This is a genomic window from Pseudomonas sp. B28(2017) (assembly GCF_002113025.1).
Classification (GTDB): Bacteria; Pseudomonadota; Gammaproteobacteria; order Pseudomonadales; family Pseudomonadaceae; genus Aquipseudomonas.
In genome coordinates this window covers 493,708-515,316 of record NZ_NEJH01000001.1, presented here as the reverse complement: position 1 = coordinate 515,316, position 21,609 = coordinate 493,708, and the positions used below count along the sequence as shown (strand labels likewise).

The following is a 21,609-nucleotide window of genomic DNA, read 5'->3' as shown; positions in this document are numbered from 1 at the left end:
GCTTACACGCTGAGCGCGGCGCGCAGTTGCGCTTCGAGCACTACGGCGTCCAGCTCCTGGCCGATCAGCACCAGACGGGTGATGCGCGCTTCTTCGGCGCCCCACTGACGGTCGAAATGCTTGTCGAAACGCGTGCCCACGCCCTGGATCAGCAGGCGCATCGGTTTGTTCGGGATCGCCGCAAAACCTTTGACGCGCAAGATGCCGTGCTGGACCACCAGTTGGGTCAGTGCGTCCATCAGCAGACTTTCATCGGCTTGCGGCAGTTCGATGGAGATCGAATCGAAAGCGTCGTGATCGTGGTCGTCATGATCGTCGTCGCCATCGTGATGATGGTCGTGGTGGCTATGACGGCTGTCGATGTGTTCTTCGGAGCCGGCACCCAGGCCGATCAGCACGTCCAGTGGCAAGCGACCGTTGCTGGCTTCGACGATTTTTACCGCTGGCGGCAACTCTTCGGCGACTTCCAGGCGCACGCGGGCCAGGTCTGCCGGGTTGATCAGGTCGGTTTTGTTGAGGATCACCAGGTCGGCGCTGGCCAATTGGTCGGCGAACAGTTCGTGCAGCGGCGATTCGTGATCCAGGTTCGGGTCGAGTTTGCGCTGGACGTCGACCTGGTCCGGGAACGCGGCGAAGGTGCCGGCGGCCACGGCCGGGCTGTCGACCACGGTGATCACCGCGTCAACGGTGCAGGCACTGCGGATTTCCGGCCACTGGAAGGCTTGCACCAGCGGCTTTGGCAGCGCCAGGCCGGAGGTTTCGATGAGGATGTGGTCGAGATCGCCGCGACGGGCCACCAGTTCGCGCATCACCGGGAAGAACTCTTCCTGGACGGTGCAGCACAGGCAGCCATTGGCCAGCTCATAGACACGGCCGCTGGCTTCTTCTTCGGTGCACCCGATCGAGCACTGCTTGAGGATTTCGCCATCAATGCCCAATTCACCGAATTCGTTGACGATCACCGCGATGCGGCGACCCTGGGCGTTGTCGAGCATATGGCGCAGCAGGGTGGTTTTACCCGAGCCGAGAAAACCGGTAACGATGGTGACGGGGAGTTTGGCCAGTGATTTCATCGGATGCCCTTTGGCTAAGGTGGCGGGCATACGGGACGACGACTGGCAACGCGGGCGCGTGTGCCTGAAGAGTTCGCCACCGGATCACCCCGCCCGGTTGAAAGTGAGAATCTGTGTCGAGGCAGGTCTCCTGGCTGACGGCGTGCCGGCCTTGAGCCTGGCATTCACTGCGCCTTCCCGCCGGTCTCATGGATTGAACCAGCAGTGGCGTGGCAACGAACATCACCGTTCACAGTTGCGGGGGCAGCCGCGGCATCGACCGCGTTCCCTTCTTAGCTTCGACAAACGCCGAAGAACCTCGAAAGCGCAAGGCTACGCATGGTATTGGGGCGGGTCAATGTTCACTTGAAATCGGCGGTGATCCCTTCGCGAGCAGGCTCGCTCCCACAGGGGGAGCGCACTTCAATGTGGGAGCGAGCCTGCTCGCGAAGAATTCGCCTCGATTCAGAGTTGAGAACCCTTGCCAATTGACGCCCAACCCCTGCCCATGCTCTCCTACACACCTTGTTACGGGTGCCCTTCACAGGGTGAAACGGGAAACCGGTGAATCATGTGCTTTACTTCAAAGCCATGTCAGTCCGGTGCTGCCCCCGCAACGGTAAGCGAGCGAAGCATCAGATCCACTGTGCCATCACAGCATGGGAAGGTGATGCTTGCAGGATCAGGCTGATGCCTGCGCCCCTCGTGAGCCCGGAGACCGGCCCGCAACACAAAGTGACCAGAACGGTCACTGAAACAACAAACCCGCGGTGGGCGGGCGCTGTTTGAAACGCTGCGCGCCTGGCCGTGCAGGTTTTTGCATGCGCCCTCATTCCCCGCTGACAGACCAGAGGGAAACGCCATGTCGATCATCAGCAGCACCGGCCACACTACAACCAGCACCACTTCTAGCCTGGCTCAACGCCTGACCGCCGCCGTCTGCGCGTCGATCCTGGGTGCGTGCCTGGTGTATTTCGCCGGCTTCTCGCACATCGAAGCGGTGCATAACGCCGCCCACGATACCCGTCACAGCTCCGCGTTTCCGTGTCATTGAGACCTGCCAATATGATCAAGCGTATTGCGCAAACCGCAGGTTTCACCGGGCTGCTGGCCGCCCTGTTGCTGACGCTGCTGCAAAGTTTCTGGGTCGCGCCCCTGATTCTGCAGGCCGAAACCTACGAAAAAGCCGAACCGGCCGCTGTTGAAATGCATGAACATGCCGACGGCGCGATGGCTGCCCACACTCACGATGCGCAAGCCTGGGAGCCGGAAGACGGCTGGCAGCGCGTGCTGTCGACCACTGGCGGTAACCTGGTGGTGGCTGTCGGTTTCGCTCTGATGCTGGCCGGCCTGTACACCTTGCGCGCACCGACCAGAACCTCCCAGGGCCTGCTCTGGGGCCTGGCCGGTTATGCGACATTCGTGCTCGCGCCGACCCTCGGCCTGCCACCTGAATTACCCGGCACTGCCGCAGCCGACCTGGCACAACGGCAACTGTGGTGGGTCGGCACCGCCGCCTCCACCGCCGTCGGTATCGCCCTGATCGTATTCAGCCGTCACTGGCTGATGAAAGTCCTCGGCGCGGCGATCATCGCCGTTCCCCATGTGCTTGGCGCACCGCAACCGCAAGTGCATTCGATGCTCGCTCCAGAGGCGCTGGAAACTCAGTTCAAAATCGCTTCGCAACTGACCAACGTGGCGTTCTGGCTGGCCCTTGGGCTGATCAGCGCCTGGTTGTTCCGTCGCAAAAGCGATGGCCAATACCGCGCATGACGGATGTCAGCACAGCGCCGACCCTGGTGGTCGGCCTGGGCTGCCAACGGGGCTGCCCCGTCAGCACGTTGCGGGCGCTGCTCGACCAGGCGTTGGCGGCGCATCAAATCCCGTTGCATGAAATCAAGGCCCTGGCCAGCATCGACTTGAAACGCGACGAACCGGCACTGATCGAGCTGGCGACGCAACTTGGCCTGGAATTGATGTACTTCAGCAGCGAACAATTGGCCGTTTATGAGGCGCAACTCAGTCATCAATCGCAAATAGCGTTTGAGCGCACCGGTTGCTATGGCGTGGCGGAAAGCGCCGCACTGGCCCTGGCGGAACAACTGGCTCAGGCCCCGGCAAAACTGCTGATTCCACGACAAAAATATGCCCAGGCAACACTGGCATTGGCCGGCGCCGCCTGAAATCCCCGATAATCCCCGCCATCGATCATGAACATTCTTCATCTGAAGCCCTGTTCATCCCCTTTTTTCCCCACAGGAACCGACGATGACCGTCTACTTTATTGGCGCAGGTCCCGGCGACCCCGAACTGATTACCGTCAAGGGCCAGCGCCTGATTCGCAGCTGCCCGGTGATCATTTATGCCGGCTCCCTGGTGCCTGCCGCCGTACTGGAAGGTCATTGTGCCGAACAGGTGGTCAACAGCGCCGAGCTGCACCTGGAACAGATCATCGAACTGATCAAGACGGCCCACGGCAAAGGTCAGGATGTTGCCCGGGTGCACTCCGGCGACCCGAGCCTGTATGGCGCCATTGGCGAGCAGATCCGTTATCTGCGTGAGCTCGGCATTGCATTCGAAATCGTACCGGGCGTAACGGCCACGGCCGCTTGTGCCGCGCTTCTGGGCGCGGAACTGACGCTGCCGGACATTTCACAGAGCGTGATCCTGACGCGCTACGCCGACAAAACCGCCATGCCACCCGGAGAGGAATTCTCCAGCCTGGCGCAACACGGCGCGACCATGGCGATTCATCTGGGGGTCAGTCACCTGCCGAAGATCGTTGAGGAACTGCTGCCGCATTACGGCGCCGATTGCCCGATTGCGGTGGTGCACCGCGCGAGCTGGCCTGATCAGGATTGGGTGGTGGGAACGCTTGAGGATATTGCCGGGAAGGTTGAAGCCAAAGGGTTTCGGCGCACAGCGTTGATTCTGGTGGGCCGAGTGCTGGGCAGTGATCACTTCGGTGAGTCATCGCTGTATCGCGCGGGGCATGCGCATCTCTATCGCCCATGAGACCATTCGCGAGCAGGCTCGCTCCCACAGTTGACCGTATTCCAATGTAGGAGCGAGCCTGCTCGCGAAGGCGCCAGTGAATTCAACCCATAAAAAACGGCGCTCACGGGGCGCCGTTTTCTATAGTCGCAGCGAACACCTTAGTAGTAGGCGTTTTCTTTCTGCGTGTGGTCGGTCACGTCGCGAACGCCCTTGAGCTCGGGAATACGCTCGAGCAGGGTGCGCTCGATGCCTTCCTTCAGCGTCACGTCGGCCTGGCCGCAGCCCTGGCAACCACCGCCGAACTGAAGAACGGCGATGCCGTCTTCGACCACATCGATCAGGCTGACCTGACCGCCGTGGCTGGCCAGCCCCGGGTTGATCTCGGTTTGCAGGTAATAGTTGATGCGCTCGTTGATCGGGCTGTCGGCGTTGACCATCGGTACCTTGGCGTTGGGCGCCTTGATGGTCAGCTGGCCGCCCATGCGGTCGGTGGCGTAGTCGACAATCGCGTCGTCCAGAAAGGCTTCGCTGAACGAATCGATATAAGCAGTGAAGCTTTTGAGCCCCAACGCAGTGTCTTCGGGTTTTTCTTCGCCCGGCTTGCAGTAGGCAATGCAGGTTTCGGCGTACTGGGTGCCAGGCTGGGTGATGAAGATGCGGATACCGATGCCCGGGGTGTTCTGCTTGGAGAGCAGATCAGCCAGATAATCGTGGGCGGCGTCAGTGATGGTAATAGCGGTCATGGAAACTCCTCGCAGGCTTGGGCGCAGTTTACGCCAATCAACGCGCCGGACAAAGTCCCAGTATTTTTGTCGGGAAAGATTCCGATGATCCTCCCGACAAAACTATAGGAGCAGCCGGTTGACGCTCGATTGCTCGCGATGGTGGATCGGGGATTGTTCAGAGGTTCTCGTAGCGGTTCATGTCCAGCACGCCTTCTTCCACCGGATCGGTTTCGTGGATGTAGCGGCTCAGGTCATGGAAATAAGCCCAGAATTGCGGATGACTGCGGCGTACTCCCCACCGTTCGACGATTTTCTCGAAGCTGTTGGTATCCTTGGCGCTCTCCATTGCATCCACAAACGCCGGCACTTGCCCGGCCGGGATGTTGAACATGAAGTTCGGGTAGCTGCTGAGCACGCCCGGGAAAATCGTCAGGGTGTCGAGCCCCGGCTGATAACGCAGCGATTCGCCGAGCAGGAACGCGACGTTACTGTGGGCCCGGTTGCGCAGCAGGCTGTAGACCTCGCGTTTGCCGCTACGGGTTTCGATCCGTAGCAGGGTCGCCTCCGGCAGTTGATCGATGACTTTGAGTCCCGCCGCCGGGCGCGAAGTCAGGTGGCTCAACGCCTGTTCGGCATTTTGCAGGTCCGGATCGATATTCGGTCGCGAGCAGTAAGCGCCATCGCAGCGGTTGATCGGGTCGGGCCTGGCATTGAGATCGCCATAACGGGCCAACAATTGTTGGGCGAAATCCCGTTTGGGATCCCGCGGATCAAGCTTCAGTGCAGTCGGCTTGTCATCGTCGATGGACTCGTAGTCCAGCCACATCTTGAATTTGCCGCTGTTCTGATACCAGTCGTCGAGGTAGCCATCCCGGGAATCGGCAGGCATCAGGCGCAGGAAATTTTGCTCGGCACCGTTGCGGATCAGGTCGAAATACAGGCGCGTCTGGGCCTGGTGGGACACGTTGCCGAACACATCGAAGTTCACTGCCAGTTGATAGTAGGTGCGTTCCAGCAGCGGATAGTCGAACAGCCACATCGTTTGCGGCACCTCGCCGATCAGGCCTTTGGTCACCGAAGCACTGTCGAAATGGCGGAAGATACTCAGCAACGCATTGTCGTTGCCAGCCCACAGGGTCGACCAGCTCGGCGCTGGCTGGTCGGCGTAGCTGTCCCGACGCAAGGCTTCGTATTCATTACGTTTGTCGCGGTAGTCGTGCCACAGGCTGAGGACGCTGCCGACATCATCGTTCTGCCCCGGCATCGCCAGCAGCGGCGTAGCCTGCCCGCGATAGTTCGGATCGGTGACATAGAGGTCGTGCTCGGGCGCCTGGAACAGCGCCCAGAAATTATCGCGGATCACGTCCGTGGCGATCTGACCACGACACACTGGCCCACGGATAAACGTGCGCACAAAGTACTCGGCGTTATCGAGCATGAACTGATAGCGCGCCTGGGCCGGAATCGCTTCGAAGGTGGCAAACGGGTTGGCCCGGCTCTGCGGTCCATAGCCCGGCAACGCGCTGACCTGCCAGTTGCCGCTGTAGAACAGGCTCTTGACCCGTGCCAGCTTCGCCGTACTCAGCGGATAGGTGATGTGGGTTTTGTGCACAATCACGCCCTGTACCGGCCACAAGCGGTAGTAAAACTGCGTGCCCGGATCATCGTTCGGGCGGCGGGTGTTGATCAGGTCGATCGGCTGGCCGGTTGGGGTGCGCGAACGCACCCACTGGAAGAAATGCCCAGGCTCGCCATCCTTGAAGTAGAGATGGGCGAGGAACCAGTGCTCGTACAGCCAGCGCCCCACCAGACTTTCCCGGGCGCCCGGCGAATTGAGCAGGTTTTCCCACTGGACCACTTGCCGGGCTTCCGTTGCGCTGGGGGCCAGGTCCTGCTGGTCGATGGGCGCGCCTGCCGCCAGCCAGCGTTGCAATGTCTGGTACTGCTGGTCGGTCAGGCCGGTCACTGCCAGCGGCATACCCTCCTTCGGGTGCGAAGCGGCATAGCCGCCGAACTCCGCGGGCATGGCGCACATGTTTTCCCGGTTCAGGCCCAGGACGATGTCTTCCGGCAGCTTCGCGTTGGGCTGCAACGGGGTGTTGTGGCCAAGCTCCAGCATCCGCGCCATCAATGCGGCCTGGCTGCCCTGGGCATCGAGCACCGAATAGAAGCCCTTGTGCTGCCAGGCGGTTTTTCCGGAGGCGTCCAAAAACAGCCGCGTCGGTGCCACCGCTTTGGTGCGATCACCGTCATACACCGGGACTTTCGTCGCACCCCGCGCCGCGCCCTCGCCGCTGCCCAGGTTGAGCTGACAGGCGGCGTCGTTACAGGCGTGGCAGGCCACGCACTTTTCAGTGAAGATCGGTTGAATATCACGGCTGTAGGAAATGGCAGAGGAAACTGCCGGACTTTGCGCCACGGCGCCCCAGCTTAAAAACAGCAGCAATGTGCCGATGACGAAGCGATACGACATGTCCCTGGTCCCGAATCCTGAAAAAACGCCGCGATTCTACCGGTCTGTCACCTCTGCCAACATGAACGATATTCATGCAAAACCGAGTCATGCTCTAAAAGCGCACAGGTTTGCTATCATCCCGGCCCTTCGTCATGGTCTTACCGAGTAGTCCAAATGTCCGATCGCAGCGTTCGCCTTCAAGCTCTCAAGCACGCCCTCAAAGAGCGCATCCTGATTCTCGATGGCGGTATGGGCACGATGATCCAGAGCTACAAGCTCGAAGAGCAGGATTACCGTGGCAAACGCTTCGCTGACTGGCCGAGCGATGTCAAAGGCAACAACGACTTGTTGGTACTGACTCGCCCGGACGTGATTGGCGGCATTGAAAAAGCCTACCTGGACGCCGGCGCCGACATTCTGGAAACCAACACCTTCAATGCCACCCGGATTTCCCTGGCTGACTACGGCATGCAAGGCCTGGCGTACGAGTTAAACGTAGAAGGCGCACGCCTGGCGCGCAAGATCGCCGATGCCAAGACCCTGGAAACCCCGGACAAGCCGCGCTTCGTTGCCGGCGTGCTCGGCCCGACCAGCCGCACCTGCTCGTTGTCCCCGGACGTGAACAACCCCGGCTACCGCAACGTGACCTTCGATGAACTGGTGGAAAACTACACCGAATCCACCAAAGGCCTGATCGAAGGCGGCGCCGACCTGATCCTGATCGAAACCATATTCGACACCCTGAACGCCAAGGCCGCGATCTTCGCCGTACAAGGTGTGTTCGAGGAACTGGGCGTTGAACTGCCGATCATGATTTCCGGCACCATCACCGATGCCTCGGGCCGCACCCTGTCGGGCCAGACCACCGAAGCGTTCTGGAACTCCGTGGCCCATGCCAAGCCGATTTCCGTCGGCCTGAACTGCGCCCTCGGCGCCCGTGAATTGCGCCCGTACCTCGAAGAGCTGTCGAACAAGGCCAACACCCACGTTTCCGCGCACCCGAACGCCGGCCTGCCGAACGAATTCGGCGAGTACGACGAGTTGCCATCGGAAACCGCCAAGGTCATCGAAGAGTTCGCCCAAAGCGGCTTCCTCAACATCGTCGGCGGCTGCTGCGGCACCACGCCGGGCCACATCGAAGCCATCGCCAAGGCCGTGGCCGGTTATGCGCCGCGCGAGATTCCGGACATTCCCAAGGCTTGCCGCCTCTCGGGCCTGGAACCTTTCACCATCGATCGCAGTTCGCTGTTCGTCAACGTCGGCGAACGCACCAACATCACCGGTTCCGCCAAGTTCGCCCGGCTGATCCGCGAAGACAACTACACCGAAGCCCTGGAAGTCGCCCTGCAGCAGGTCGAAGCCGGCGCCCAGGTGATCGACATCAACATGGACGAAGGGATGCTCGATTCGAAGAAGGCCATGGTGACCTTCCTCAATCTGATTGCCGGCGAACCGGACATCTCCCGCGTACCGATCATGATCGACTCCTCGAAGTGGGAAGTGATCGAAGCCGGCCTCAAGTGCATCCAGGGCAAGGGCATCGTCAACTCGATCAGCATGAAAGAAGGCGTCGAGCAATTCATTCACCACGCCAAACTGTGCAAGCGCTACGGCGCCGCGGTGGTGGTGATGGCCTTCGACGAAGCCGGCCAGGCCGACACCGAGGCGCGCAAGAAAGAAATCTGCAAGCGCTCCTATGACATTCTGGTCAACGAAGTGGACTTCCCGCCGGAAGACATCATCTTCGACCCGAACATCTTCGCCGTGGCCACCGGTATCGAAGAGCACAACAACTACGCCGTCGATTTCATCAACGCCTGTGCCTACATCCGTGACGAGCTGCCATATGCGCTGACTTCCGGTGGCGTGTCCAACGTGTCGTTCTCGTTCCGCGGCAACAACCCGGTACGTGAGGCGATCCACTCGGTGTTCCTGCTGTACGCGATCCGCGCGGGGCTGACCATGGGCATCGTCAACGCCGGCCAACTGGAGATCTACGACCAGATCCCGGTGGAATTGCGCGACGCCGTCGAAGACGTGATCCTCAACCGCACACCGGAAGGCACCGACGCCCTCCTCGCCATCGCCGACAAGTACAAGGGCGACGGCAGCGTCAAGGAAGCAGAGACCGAAGAGTGGCGCAACTGGGACGTCAACAAGCGTCTGGAACATGCGCTGGTCAAAGGCATCACCACCCACATCGTTGAAGACACCGAAGAATCGCGCCTGTCCTTCAGCCGCCCGATCGAAGTGATCGAAGGCCCGTTGATGGCCGGCATGAACATCGTCGGCGACCTGTTCGGCGCCGGTAAAATGTTCCTGCCGCAGGTGGTCAAATCCGCCCGCGTGATGAAGCAGGCCGTGGCACACCTGATCCCGTTCATCGAACAGGAAAAGGGCGACAAGCCGCAAGCCAAGGGCAAGATCCTGATGGCAACCGTAAAAGGCGACGTGCACGACATCGGCAAGAACATCGTTGGCGTGGTGCTGGGCTGCAACGGCTATGACATCGTCGACCTCGGCGTGATGGTCCCGGCGGAGAAAATCCTCCAGGTGGCCAGGGAACAGAAGTGCGACATCATCGGCCTGTCCGGCCTGATCACTCCGTCGCTGGACGAGATGGTCCACGTTGCTCGCGAAATGCAGCGTCAGGACTTCCACCTGCCGTTGATGATCGGTGGCGCCACCACCTCCAAGGCGCACACGGCGGTGAAGATCGAGCCGAAGTACAGCAACGATGCGGTGATCTACGTCACCGACGCCTCCCGCGCCGTGGGCGTTGCAACTCAGTTGCTGTCAAAGGAGCTCAAGGCCGATTTCGTCGAGAAAACCCGCCAGGATTACATCGAGGTTCGCGAGCGCACGTCCAACCGCAGCGCCCGCACTGAGCGCCTGAGCTACGGCGCGGCCATCGCCAAGAAGCCGCAATTCGACTGGGCGTCCTACACGCCGGTCAAACCGACTTTCACCGGCACGCGGGTACTGGACAACATCGACCTCAACATTCTGGCCGAGTACATCGACTGGACGCCGTTTTTCATTTCCTGGGACCTGGCCGGCAAGTTCCCACGCATTCTCCAGGACGAAGTGGTCGGTGAAGCCGCTACCTCGCTGTACAACGATGCAAGGGAAATGCTGCGCAAATTGATCGACGAGAAGCTGATCAGTGCTCGCGCTGTGTTCGGCTTCTGGCCCGCCAACCAGGTGCATGACGACGACATCGAGCTTTATGACGATGACGGCAAGCCAATGGCCAAGCTGCATCACTTGCGCCAGCAGATCATCAAGACCGACGGCAAGCCGAACTTCTCCCTGGCCGACTTCGTCGCGCCGAAAGACAGTGAAGTGACCGACTACGTGGGCGGTTTCATCACCACCGCCGGCATCGGCGCCGAAGAAGTGGCCAAGGCTTACCAGGACGCTGGCGACGACTACAACTCGATCATGGTCAAGGCGCTGGCCGACCGCCTGGCCGAGGCGTGCGCCGAGTGGCTGCACCAGCAAGTGCGTAAAGAACACTGGGGCTACGCCAAGGATGAAGCGCTGGATAATGAAGCGCTGATCAAGGAGCAATACACCGGCATCCGTCCGGCACCAGGTTACCCGGCCTGCCCGGATCACACAGAGAAAGCCCAGCTGTTTGCCCTGCTCGATCCAGAGGCCCAGGAAATGCGCGCAGGCCGCAGTGGTGTATTCCTCACCGAGCACTACGCCATGTTCCCGGCTGCGGCAGTCAGCGGCTGGTACTTCGCTCACCCGCAGGCGCAGTACTTTGCCGTGGGCAAGATCGACAAGGACCAGGTGCAGAGCTACACCTCGCGTAAAGGCCAGGAGTTGAGCGTGACCGAACGCTGGCTGGCGCCAAACCTGGGTTACGACAACTAAGCTGTACTGTGGGAGCGGGCTTGCTCGCTCCCACTTTTGTCTTGTGCACAACTGAATTGTCTATGCTTACGACTCACACATTCGTGGCGAGGGATTTATGGACGATCCGGACGACAACAAGCCGCCGACCTTCTGGCAAATGCTGCACAGCGTCATGGCGGCCGCTTTCGGGGTGCAGAGCGGGAAGAACCGGGCCCGTGATTTCACTCACGGCAAGCCGAGTCATTTCGTGATTCTGGGGATTGGGTTCACGGTGGTGTTTGCATTGACGCTGCTCGGCATCGTCAAGCTGGTGCTGCTTCTGGCCGGGGTTTGAGGCGACTCAGTGCATCAGGGTTTGCAGGGTGAACGGGTAACGCCATGACGCAGGACGCCCCTTGGCCGAGAGTTTGTGGAAATCCACGCCGAAGTCCTGCGCGGTGCCCATCGCCAGCAGTCGCCGGGCCTGTGCCCGATCAATCAGTTGCAACAACGGAACCTGTCGGTCACGACCACCATACTGGCTGATGTCCACCCCTTCATCGTAGTCATGCAATTGCACCAGCGCCCAGCCACCGAGGGTAAAGTGCCCGCCCAGCAACACACTCAGGCGACCGTCCAGCAGTGCCTGCAGCGCCGCGGGTGAATTGTTGATCGCGCCGAACAACACGCCTTTGCCTGGCACGCCTCCAGCCTCGACATATGCCTGCATCACGCCGAACGCCATTTCGTCATTCGCGGCCCAGACCAGCGACGTCTGCGGGTAGCGTTTGAACAACAACCTGGCCTGCTCGTAGGCGCGTTGCCGGGTCCAACCGCCGTATACCAACTGCCGCAAACGCACCTCGGGGTGCTCGGCCAGGGCGCGCCGCATGCCTTTCTCGCGAAACTGCGCGGACGGGGTGATTTTCAAACCGGAAAAAGCCAGCAAATCGATGGTCTGGCTGGGAGCTACCGGGCCGTGCTGTCGGATCAGCTCCTTGAGCATCAGATAGCCGCCCTCCTCGTCATTGGGCACCAGGCTGCCGAGCAAATCGGGATACTTGTCAGGTCGTGCGCCGACAAGCTTCATCTGATCCGGGGTCAGGGCGTTGTTGACCATGAACAGCTTCACACCACTGCCTTTGGCCAGCCGCAGGATTTCAGGGGCGATGTACTGCTCGTTGACGAAGACCAGGTAGTCGGGACGATGGTAGCCCTGAAGGGCTTCACGAGCCTGGCGGATGGTGTTTTCGGAGACTCGGTCGGAATACTGGATGCGCAAGTCCATCCCCAGGTCGGTCGCCGCGGCCTGCATGAACTGCGAGTAACTCAGCCAGAAAGCTTCCGTGGGGGTTCCCGGGTTCAGGAACAGCACTGACGCCGCCTGGGCACAGGGTCCCACGACCATGCCCAGCGTCAGTAATACGCCACACAGAAACTTCAACATTGGTCGTCCGAGCCCCCGGAAATTCGCCGCGCATTATAGCCAACGAACATCCGTAAAAACGGCGATTTATCCGTTTTTTGTCGGACAATCGTCGGAACCGGGCCCGGACGGGGTCGTTTACTGATGACTGACCCAGAAAACCGCCGTCCCCACGACCAGAATGATCAGGAACAAGATTGCCCAGGCATCAACGGTGCTATCGCTTTTCCGTGCTTTGGTTGGGTTGCTCATTGCATCGCCTCTTGTCGGTTTTATCGGTGATTGCAGAAAGACTCGAGCAGAGTAAAGACGACGATTGCCCGCACCACAAACAGGGTCTATGCAACAACGATTCTCATTAGGCGATTTGGTTCTTTACATATGCTCAAACATCACTTTTACGCATAACTGCAAACTGTTATCTTGCCCCGGCTCCGAAGGGAGTGCGCGGCCGTGCGCGCAGAATTGCAGAGGCTCCATCGGACTCCGGCAAGCACAAAAACGCAGCTGTATCCGAGCGACCCAAGCCTGAGAACAGGACTTATATGTACGTATACGACGAATACGATCAGCGGATCATCGAGGACCGCGTCAAGCAGTTCCGTGATCAGACCCGACGCTATCTGGCAGGCGAGCTGAGCGAAGAAGAATTCCGCCCCCTGCGCCTGCAAAATGGCCTTTATATCCAGCGTTTCGCCCCTATGTTGCGAGTCGCTGTGCCTTACGGCCAACTGACTTCGCGCCAAGTGCGAATGATGGCCAGGATTGCCCGCGACTACGACAAGGGCTACGCCCACATCAGTACCCGGCAGAACGTACAGTTCAACTGGCCGGCCGTGGAAGACATTCCGGACATTCTCGCTGAACTGGCCACCGTGCAGATGCACGCGATCCAGACCAGTGGCAACTGCCTGCGCAACGTCACCACCGACCAGTTTGCCGGCGTCGCCGCCGACGAACTGATCGACCCGCGCCCATGGTGCGAAATCGTTCGCCAGTGGACCACGTTCCACCCGGAATTTGCCTACCTGCCGCGCAAATTCAAGATCGCCGTCAACGGTTCGACCTCCGACCGCGCCGCCATCGAAGTCCATGACATCGGCCTTGAGCCCGTGCACAACGCCGCTGGCGAACTGGGCTTCCGTGTGTTGGTCGGCGGCGGCCTGGGCCGTACGCCGGTGGTGGGTGCGTTCATCAATGAATTCCTGCCATGGCAAGACCTGTTGAGCTACCTCGACGCCATCCTGCGGGTCTACAACCGCTACGGCCGTCGCGACAACAAGTACAAGGCGCGGATCAAGATCCTGGTCAAAGCGCTGACGCCGGAAGTCTTCGCGCAGAAAGTCGATGAGGAAATGGAGCACCTGCGCGGTGGCCAGACCACACTGACCGAAGCCGAAGTGCAGCGCGTCGCCAAACACTTCGTCGACCCGGACTACAAGGTTCTGGAGAACCAGACCGCCGCCCTGGCCGAACTCGACCGGCAGCACCCGGGCTTCGCCCGCTGGCGCGCGCGCAACACCCTGACCCACAAGAAGCCGGGCTATGTGGCCGTGACCTTGTCCCTGAAGCCAACCGGCGTTGCACCGGGCGACATCACCGACAAGCAGCTCGACGCCGTAGCCGACCTGGCCGACCGTTACAGCTTCGGTCAACTGCGCACCTCCCACGAGCAGAACATCATTCTGGCCGACGTCGAGCAGGACAAGCTATTCGCCATGTGGGGCGAGCTGCGCGAGCAAGGCTTCGCCACACCGAACATCGGCTTGCTGACCGACATCATCTGCTGCCCGGGTGGTGACTTCTGCTCCTTGGCCAACGCCAAGTCGATCCCGATCGCCGAATCGATCCAGCGCCGTTTCGACGACCTGGACTACCTGTTCGACATCGGCGAACTGGACCTGAACATCTCCGGTTGCATGAACGCCTGTGGTCACCACCACGTCGGCCACATCGGCATTCTCGGGGTGGACAAGAAAGGCGAAGAGTTCTACCAGGTTTCCCTCGGCGGCAGCGCCAGTCGCGACGCCAGCCTGGGCAAGATCCTCGGCCCGTCCTTCGCCCAGGAAGCCATGCCTGACGTGATCGAGAAGCTGATCGACGTGTACATCGAACAACGTACCGAAGACGAGCGTTTCATCGACACCTACCAGCGTATTGGCATCGACCTCTTCAAGGAACGCGTCTATGCAGCGAATAATTAAGAACAACGAGGTCGTCGACGAGACCTGGCACCTGCTGCCCAAGGATTTCAGTATCGACGGGATCACCAACTGCGACGACTACATCGTCCCGTTGCAGCTGTGGCGCGAACACAGTCGTATGCTCCTTGCCCGCGACGGTGGCCTGGGCATCTGGCTGGACGCGGATGAAGAAGCCGAAGAAATCGGTGAAGATGTGGCGCAGTTCCAGGTCATCGCCCTGAACTTCCCGACCTTTACCGATGGCCGCAACTACTCCAATGCCCGCCTGTTGCGTGACCGTTATGGATTCAAGGGCGAATTGCGGGCCATTGGCGACGTGCTGCGTGACCAGTTGTTCTACATGCATCGCTGTGGATTCGACGCGTTTGCCGTACGCCCCGATAAAGATCCATATGAAGCGTTGGAAGGTCTCAAGGACTTCTCGGTGACCTATCAGGCCGCCACTGACGAACCGCTGCCGCTGTTCCGTCGTCGCTAAGTAAGTACGTAGCCCGACAAAAAGCCCTGAGTCGGAAACCGGCTCAGGGCTTTTTTGTGTCCGGCGTGAACCGTTACCAGAAGCGTTGCTGGGTCAAACGGCTCCACCAGTTCAGCACCAGGCGGTCGACCGAACCGCTGGCGGCCATGCCAATGCGTTCCTGCAGGCTTTTGCGCTCGGCATAGTGCAGGTGATAAAGCTCGGACTGCCTGGCGCGCTCGGCGAGGTATTCATCGCTGGTCTTGAGTTCGTCAACCAGGTGTTTTTCCAGCGCCGCAACACCGAGCCAGATTTCGCCGGTGGCCACTTCATCGATCGCCAGTTGCGGGCGATAGCGCGATACGAAGTTCTTGAACAGTTGATGGGTGATGTCCAGGTCTTGCTGGAACTTCTCCCGTCCCTTCTCGGTGTTTTCGCCAAACACGGTCAGGGTGCGTTTGTACTCACCGGCGGTCAGCACTTCGAAGTCGATATCGTGCTTTTTCAGCAAGCGATTGACGTTGGGCAACTGCGCCACCACGCCAATCGAGCCGAGGATCGCGAACGGTGCACTGATGATCTTCTGGCCGATGCACGCCATCATGTAGCCGCCGCTGGCAGCGACCTTGTCGATGCACACGGTCAAGGGCACGCCGGCTTCACGGATGCGCGCCAGCTGCGAGGAAGCCAGTCCGTAGCTGTGAACCATGCCGCCGCCGCTTTCCAGGCGCAGCACCACTTCGTCCTTCGCAGTGGCGAGGGTCAGCAAGGCAGTGATTTCGTGGCGCAGGCTTTCGGTGGCCGATGCCTTGATATCGCCATTGAAATCCAGCACGAACACCCGGGGTTTGGCCTCGGCTTTTTTCTTCTGTTTCTTGTCGGTCTTAGCCTGGGTCTTGCGCAGGGCCTTGAGCTGGTCCTTGTCGAGCAAGGTTTGCTCCAGGCGTTCGCGCAGTCCTTTGTAGAAATCATTGAGCTTGCTGACCTGCAACTGGCCGGACGACTTGCGCCGCCCTTTGCTGCGCAAGGCCGCAAAACTGGCCAGGACCACCAGAATGGCGATCACCAGGGTCACGGTCTTGGCCAGGAAAATGGCGTACTCGGAAAAAAACTCCACAGGGACTCCTCAAACGATGCACGGCTCGAACGCGCGCGGGATACTTCCAGCATACCCATGCGCCGGCCTTGCGACCAGTCGCGTAACCTCTGGTAACAGGCCTGTAACGAGCATTTCAAACAAGCGTATGTTTTTTCATTGACAGCTCACCGCCATCCTCATAACCTCGCCAAACCTTCAACGTACCGGGATGACGCGGACGTGGGCAGCATCTATTTGATTCGACATGGCCAGGCCTCCTTTGGTGCAGACGACTACGACGTCCTGTCGCCGACCGGCATTCGTCAGGCTGAAATCCTTGGCCGGCACCTGGCCGAACTCGGGATCAGCTTCGACCGCTGCCTGGCGGGAGACTTGCGCCGCCAGCAGCACACGGCCAACAGCACGCTGGAACAGTTCGCCGCGGTGGGCCTGCCGGTGCCGCTGCTGGAAACCGACTCCGCCTTCAACGAATTCGACGCCGATGCGGTGATCCGCGCACTGTTGCCGGCCATGCTGCCGGACGAACCCGAAGCGTTGCACATCTTGCGCAACGCCGCGCAAAACCGTGGTGAATTCCAGCGTATCTTCGCCCTGATCATCGAACGCTGGCTCGCCGGCACCTACGACACACCGGGCCTGGAAAGCTGGCTGGGGTTTGTCGAGCGGGTACAGGCCGGCTTGCATCGCATCCTCGACCAGGCCGACAACACCCAGAAAATCGCCGTGTTCACGTCCGGCGGCACCATCACCGCCCTGCTCCACCTGATTACGCAAATGCCTGCCCGGCAGGCCTTTGAATTGAACTGGCAAATCGTCAACACCTCGCTCAACCAATTCAAGTTTCGTGGTCGCGAGGTGACCCTGGCTTCCTTCAACAGTCATGCGCACCTGCAACTGTTGAAGACCCCGGAACTCATCACGTTTCGCTGAGTCCGGACTATTGTGACCCTGGCTGTAATCAACCCGCTCTTATTAGACAAGAAAGGATCGAACCATGACCTCCGTAGCTGATGCCGTAGAAGCAATGAAAGCCAAGTTCAACCCAGCCGCTGCTGCCGGCCTGGACCTGGTCTTCGGTTTTCGCATCGACGACACCAAGAACTTCTCGCTGATCGTCAAAGACCAGACCTGCGACCTGCAGGAAGGCGAGAACCCGGACGCCCAGGTGACCCTGGTGATGGACGGCGAAACCCTGAAAGGCATCGTCAGCGGCGAAACCGACGGCATGCAAGCATTCATGGGCGGCAAACTGCGCGCTGAAGGCGACATGATGCTGGCCATGAAACTGTCCGAGCTGTTCCCGTCGTCCTAAGCACCCGGTTCCCGATCTTCGGGAGCGTGCAAGGCCGCAAACGAATCCCGCCCCTCGTGGCGGGATTCGTCATTTTGAATCCCGACCTGTGGCGAGTGGTGCCAATGAGGTATCCGCTCTTACAATGCCCGCACTTACCACACCGGCCGCCCCATGGACATCGACCTCGCCCGCACCTTCCTCGAAATCGTCCGCCATGGCAGCCTGGCCGCGGCTGCCGAGAAGCTCCATGTCACCCAGACCGCGATCACTGCACGAGTGCAAAAACTCGAGAGCCAACTGGGCAGCACCCTGTTCGTGCGCAATCGTGCCGGAGCCCGCCTGACGCCCAACGGTGAAGCCTTCGTGATCTATGCCAATCAACTTGTGCAAACCTGGGAAGCCGCGCGGCGTGACTTGCCGTTGCCCGAGGGTTATCGCGATGTGCTGCACATCGGTGGCGAGGTCAGCCTGTGCAATCCGCTGATGCTCGGTTGGGCCGGTGAAATCCGTGAAAAAATCCCCAGCCACGCCTTGCGCATGGAAATCCGTGACGGCGAAAACCTGTTGCGCCAACTGGAGTTGGGCGTACTGGATGCCGCGCTGGTGTATCAGCCCGCGTATTGGCCGCGCTTGCAGGTCGAGCAGGTTCTTGAAGAAAAACTCATCCTCGTGCGTTCAGTCGAACGACCCGAGCCTTACGTGTACATTGATTGGGGTCCGGGCTTTCGCCGCCAGCATGACGCGGCCCTGCCGGAGAAAGCCAAGGCTGCGCTGACCTTCAACCTTGGTCCGTTGGGTTTGCAGTACATTCTCGAAAACGGCGGTAGCGGCTATTTCCGCACCCGCGTGGTACAGCGTTACCTTGAAAGCGGTGTACTGGAACTGGTGCCCAAGGCCCCGGAATTCAGTTATCCGACCTACCTGGTCTACTCCCGCGATCGCGACTCGCCAACCCTGCAACACGCCTTCGAAATGCTGCGCCAGGTCATCGATTCCGACGAAGACTGGTCACAGCGCTGGGACCCTCTGACCTGATAACGGTTTGCACCGGATCATGGCCAATGTGCCTTCAAGGTTCGGCCAGTCACCACGCTGGAATCGACTAATCTGCAGAGATAACAATAACGACAGGTGATTGCAGTGAGGCAGACCACCGAAGGATTCCGCAGCCGCTACCGCGCCGCCATTCATCCGCTCTACAACCCCTGGTTGCACGGTGCTTTTGTCCTGGCGTTCGGGGCACTGGCGATCAGCATTTTCTGGAGCAACGTACATCAGGTACGGCCGGCACAATGGCTGGCGGTACCAGCCACGCTGCTGTTGTTCAACTTCGGCGTGTACATGGTGCATCGCCACCTGGGGCATCATAAAAAGAGTTTCGCCCGGCTGTTTTATGCCCGTCACGCTGGTGACCACCACAGTTTTTTCACCCCCGGCCACATGACCTACGACAGCGCCCGCGACTGGCGGGTGATTCTGTTTCCGGCATGGTTGATCGTGCTGCACACCCTCGCCGTCGCCCTGCCCCTCTGGTGGCTGCTCAAGCAATTGGATACGAACGTTGCCGGATTGGTCGGCGGCCTTCTTGTCCTCGGTTACCTGGCTTATGAAGTGTTTCATGCCTGCGAGCACCTGCCGCCACGCAACCCGGTTACGCGGTTGCCGTGGATCCGCCAGATGCGCCGGCTGCATGAGCTGCATCACCGCCGCGAACTGATGCAGGAGCGTAATTTCAACATCGTTTTCCCGCTGATGGACTACCTGTTCGGCACCCTCTACTGGGAGCCGGAACCTGTGCCGCTCAATCCGCCGAGAACGCCCATGACCCGCATGCAGCATCAGATTATCATTACCGGAAACCCGGTAGACGTACTGGCCTACGCCAGTACTGTAACCCTTTGGCCGCAATGGCATCCCTCGTCGCTGCATATCGATGGGCCAAAAGGCCCGCTGCATGCCGGCGCACGTTTCGAGGAGGATATCCGCGCCGGTGGCCGCGACGGGCACTTGAGCTGGGAGGTAGCGCAATACCTGCCCGGACGGCGCTGGAGCGCCCGGGCTCGGGGTGATCATGGCCTGTCGCTGGTGGTGACCTATGAATGCGATGCCACAGGCCAGGACACACGTTTCGTCCGGACCCTGGAATATCAATTCAGCGGTCTGGCGATGCGGATTGCCAACCGGTTGTTGCTCCAGCGGCGCATCAATCGGGAGTCGGCGGCGTCGATGCAGGCGTTGCGCGACATGGCGCAGAAATACCTGGTGGCGACAGGAGTCAACGCGTGAGCAGAATCTTCAAATGCCTGTTGCTGGTCATCGTCGCCGTCGGCGCCTTCCTGCTGCTGATGCCAACCAGGGTGCAACCGGTGGCCTGGGCGCCACAACCCGCGCCTTCCCTCACCAGCGGAATCTACGCCGACAATCAGCGGCTCAAGGGCATGGAGCGTGTCGGTGCCGCCGACATCGACGGGCCGGAAGCCTTGTTGCTGGAAAACGATACACTCCTCACCGGACTGCACGACGGTCGCCTGATCCGCACCAGCCTGGACGGCAAGACCACCAAAGTCCTGGTCGATACCGGTGGCCGGCCATTGGGCCTGGCCCGGCATCCCAATGGCCTGCTGGTGATCGCCGATGCCATCAAAGGCTTGTTGTCACTCGACGCCCAGGGTCGCCTGGTGGCTCTGACCACAGAAGCCGGCGGCGTTCCCTTCGGCTTTACCGACGATGTGGTTATCGACAAATCGGGTCACTACGCCTATTTCAGCGATGCTTCGAGCCGCTTTGGCTATGGCCACGATGGTGAAGCCGTGCTCGAACACGGCGGTGACGGCCGACTGCTGCGTTATGACTTCCAGAGCGGCAAAACATCGGTTGTGCTGGACAAGCTGGAGTTTGCCAATGGCGTAACCCTGGGGCCGGACGATGCCTACGTGCTGGTCAATGAAACCGGCGCCTACCGTATCAGCCGTTACTGGCTCAGCGGCCCCAAGGCCGGCACCCATGACCTGTTTATCGACAACCTGCCGGGGCTACCGGACAACCTGTCGTTCAATGGTCACGACCGGTTCTGGGTGGCACTGTATGCCCCCCGAAACGCCCTGCTCGACGGCACGGCGGCGCATCCGTTCATACGCAAGATGATCGTGCGAGCCATGACCGTCTTGCCCAAACCCGTGGAAAAACGCGGGTTTGCCCTGGGCCTGGACCTTGAAGGCAAAGTGATCGCCAACTTGCAGGACGGCAGCAGCGACAACTACTCCCCCATCACTACGGTGCGCGAGTATGGGGACTGGTTGTATTTCGGCTCGCTGAAAGCGCAGAACATGGTGCGGTTGCCGTTGAGCAAGGCATTGCAATGAGCAAGCCCAGCATCTGATCCTGTAGGAGCGAGCTTGCTCCGGGCGGCGTTCCGACGATAAACCCGAGAACGCCGCGGGGCACCTGCCAACCAGCGTTATCGTTGACGACCATCGCGAGCAAGCTCGCTCCTACAGGGGGCGGTGTTCAGTTCACAGGGGTATTTGAGCTGGATGATGAGGCACCTCGTCGAGAGCCGTAACATCGGTCTCCGGGCATTCGAGGTGCCGGTTCTGGTTGCCGTTCCAGCCTGGATCAGGACGACGAGCCAAGTTGCCTGACGATCTTGTCCTTGACCTCCAGGCGCTTCGCCTTGAGCTTCGTCACCGTGTCATCGCTGGATTTGGCCTCCTCCGCCTTCACCACTTCGGCATCAGCCAGGGAATACTTGTTGATCAGTGAATCCAGTAACGGATCCTTGGTGCGTTTCTGCTGGATTTCTTCCTTTGAGCGTTTCAGATCCTGATAAAGGTCATGGGGCACCGGCATGGAACACCTCCGTCTGTTGATCGGCAGCGAGACGCGATCAATTGCGTTCACCAACTATCAGAATGGCCTCGGTTAGCCTGTTCTGTCGACCACCTGTCAGACCAGCGGTGTCCGTTCGTCGTCCTGTCGCAAAGTCGATAAAACCTTCGCCTGCGCCGACGCCTCCACCGGCTGACGTTTACTTGAGTACCTTTAAAACCTGTGT

The 21,609-nt window shown here is 60.1% G+C and carries 19 protein-coding genes and 2 riboswitches; of the genes, 13 read left to right on the top strand and 6 right to left on the bottom strand.

Annotated features, from left to right (window positions below; translation table 11 throughout):
• Positions 1–2 precede the first annotated feature (2 nt).
• Positions 3–1,073 (bottom strand): cobalamin biosynthesis protein CobW, encoded by a 1,071-nt coding sequence (gene cobW / locus CAF65_RS02475; RefSeq protein WP_085714853.1) that lies wholly within the window; start codon positions 1,071–1,073, stop codon positions 3–5.
• A gap of 102 nt (positions 1,074–1,175) precedes the next feature.
• Positions 1,176–1,389, bottom strand: a riboswitch (cobalamin riboswitch).
• A 178-nt stretch (positions 1,390–1,567) separates the two neighbouring features.
• Positions 1,568–1,794: riboswitch (cobalamin riboswitch) on the top strand.
• Positions 1,795–1,914: 120 nt separating this feature from the next.
• Between cobW and CAF65_RS02470 the strand changes: the two genes are divergently transcribed.
• From CAF65_RS02470 to cobM, 4 genes are all read left to right on the top strand, one after another.
• The gene (locus tag CAF65_RS02470) at positions 1,915–2,106 is read left to right on the top strand and encodes a CbtB-domain containing protein (RefSeq protein ID WP_085714852.1); all 192 of its coding nucleotides are present in this window, start codon (positions 1,915–1,917) and stop codon (positions 2,104–2,106) included.
• Positions 2,107–2,117: 11 nt separating this feature from the next.
• A complete protein-coding gene (locus CAF65_RS02465; protein ID WP_085714851.1) occupies positions 2,118–2,825 on the top strand; it encodes a CbtA family protein in 708 nt (235 codons plus the stop codon).
• On the top strand, positions 2,822–3,235 hold the full coding sequence (locus CAF65_RS02460; protein WP_085714850.1) for a cobalamin biosynthesis protein: 414 nt from the start codon (positions 2,822–2,824) through the stop codon (positions 3,233–3,235). Before CAF65_RS02465 ends, CAF65_RS02460 begins: the two co-directional genes overlap by 4 nt.
• 85 nt (positions 3,236–3,320) lie before the next feature.
• Complete coding sequence (gene cobM / locus CAF65_RS02455) at positions 3,321–4,067, top strand: precorrin-4 C(11)-methyltransferase (protein ID WP_085714849.1); 747 nt, start codon at positions 3,321–3,323, stop codon at positions 4,065–4,067.
• 140 nt (positions 4,068–4,207) lie between these two features.
• On the opposite strand, the gene nfuA is transcribed toward cobM, so the two are convergent.
• Positions 4,208–4,792 carry a Fe-S biogenesis protein NfuA gene (gene nfuA / locus CAF65_RS02450; protein ID WP_085714848.1) on the bottom strand — a complete coding sequence of 195 codons (585 nt, stop codon included), beginning with the start codon at positions 4,790–4,792 and terminating at the stop codon, positions 4,208–4,210.
• 157 nt (positions 4,793–4,949) lie between these two features.
• Positions 4,950–7,247, bottom strand: a complete 2,298-nt coding sequence (locus tag CAF65_RS02445) for a fatty acid cis/trans isomerase (RefSeq protein WP_085714847.1) — start codon at positions 7,245–7,247, stop codon at positions 4,950–4,952.
• 156 nt (positions 7,248–7,403) lie between these two features.
• Between CAF65_RS02445 and metH the strand changes: the two genes are divergently transcribed.
• Both metH and CAF65_RS02435 read left to right on the top strand, forming a co-directional pair.
• The gene (gene metH / locus CAF65_RS02440; protein WP_085714846.1) at positions 7,404–11,114 is read left to right on the top strand and encodes a methionine synthase; all 3,711 of its coding nucleotides are present in this window, start codon (positions 7,404–7,406) and stop codon (positions 11,112–11,114) included.
• A gap of 97 nt (positions 11,115–11,211) precedes the next feature.
• Positions 11,212–11,430 carry a DUF2970 domain-containing protein gene (locus tag CAF65_RS02435; protein ID WP_085714845.1) on the top strand — a complete coding sequence of 73 codons (219 nt, stop codon included), beginning with the start codon at positions 11,212–11,214 and terminating at the stop codon, positions 11,428–11,430.
• 6 nt (positions 11,431–11,436) lie between these two features.
• Here CAF65_RS02435 and CAF65_RS02430 read toward each other — a convergent pair whose 3' ends face one another.
• The gene (locus CAF65_RS02430; protein WP_085714844.1) at positions 11,437–12,522 is read right to left on the bottom strand and encodes an ABC transporter substrate-binding protein; all 1,086 of its coding nucleotides are present in this window, start codon (positions 12,520–12,522) and stop codon (positions 11,437–11,439) included.
• Between the two features lie 524 nt (positions 12,523–13,046).
• Here CAF65_RS02430 and CAF65_RS02425 point away from each other — a divergent pair.
• Positions 13,047–14,705 carry a nitrite/sulfite reductase gene (locus CAF65_RS02425; RefSeq protein ID WP_085714843.1) on the top strand — a complete coding sequence of 553 codons (1,659 nt, stop codon included), beginning with the start codon at positions 13,047–13,049 and terminating at the stop codon, positions 14,703–14,705.
• Positions 14,689–15,183, top strand: a complete 495-nt coding sequence (locus tag CAF65_RS02420) for a DUF934 domain-containing protein (RefSeq protein WP_085714842.1) — start codon at positions 14,689–14,691, stop codon at positions 15,181–15,183. The genes CAF65_RS02425 and CAF65_RS02420 overlap by 17 nt, the downstream gene beginning before the upstream one ends.
• A gap of 73 nt (positions 15,184–15,256) precedes the next feature.
• On the opposite strand, the gene sohB is transcribed toward CAF65_RS02420, so the two are convergent.
• Positions 15,257–16,279 carry a protease SohB gene (gene sohB, locus CAF65_RS02415; RefSeq protein WP_085714841.1) on the bottom strand — a complete coding sequence of 341 codons (1,023 nt, stop codon included), beginning with the start codon at positions 16,277–16,279 and terminating at the stop codon, positions 15,257–15,259.
• Between the two features lie 201 nt (positions 16,280–16,480).
• Here sohB and CAF65_RS02410 point away from each other — a divergent pair, with 201 nt between their 5' ends.
• The 5 genes from CAF65_RS02410 (at position 16,481) to CAF65_RS02390 (ending at position 20,917) form a co-directional block, all read left to right on the top strand.
• Positions 16,481–17,191 (top strand): histidine phosphatase family protein, encoded by a 711-nt coding sequence (locus CAF65_RS02410; RefSeq protein WP_085714840.1) that lies wholly within the window; start codon positions 16,481–16,483, stop codon positions 17,189–17,191.
• Between the two features lie 64 nt (positions 17,192–17,255).
• Positions 17,256–17,573 (top strand): SCP2 sterol-binding domain-containing protein, encoded by a 318-nt coding sequence (locus CAF65_RS02405; RefSeq protein WP_085714839.1) that lies wholly within the window; start codon positions 17,256–17,258, stop codon positions 17,571–17,573.
• Between the two features lie 153 nt (positions 17,574–17,726).
• Positions 17,727–18,590: a LysR family transcriptional regulator gene (locus tag CAF65_RS02400; protein WP_085714838.1), complete on the top strand. Its 864-nt coding sequence runs from the start codon at positions 17,727–17,729 to the stop codon at positions 18,588–18,590.
• A 105-nt stretch (positions 18,591–18,695) separates the two neighbouring features.
• The gene (locus CAF65_RS02395; protein WP_085715229.1) at positions 18,696–19,841 is read left to right on the top strand and encodes an SRPBCC family protein; all 1,146 of its coding nucleotides are present in this window, start codon (positions 18,696–18,698) and stop codon (positions 19,839–19,841) included.
• Positions 19,838–20,917, top strand: a complete 1,080-nt coding sequence (locus CAF65_RS02390; protein ID WP_085714837.1) for an SMP-30/gluconolactonase/LRE family protein — start codon at positions 19,838–19,840, stop codon at positions 20,915–20,917. The genes CAF65_RS02395 and CAF65_RS02390 overlap by 4 nt, the downstream gene beginning before the upstream one ends.
• A 253-nt stretch (positions 20,918–21,170) precedes the next feature.
• Here CAF65_RS02390 and CAF65_RS02385 read toward each other — a convergent pair whose 3' ends face one another.
• Entirely contained in the window at positions 21,171–21,404 is a 234-nt protein-coding gene (locus tag CAF65_RS02385; protein WP_085714836.1) for a DUF465 domain-containing protein, read from the bottom strand.
• Positions 21,405–21,609 lie beyond the last annotated feature (205 nt).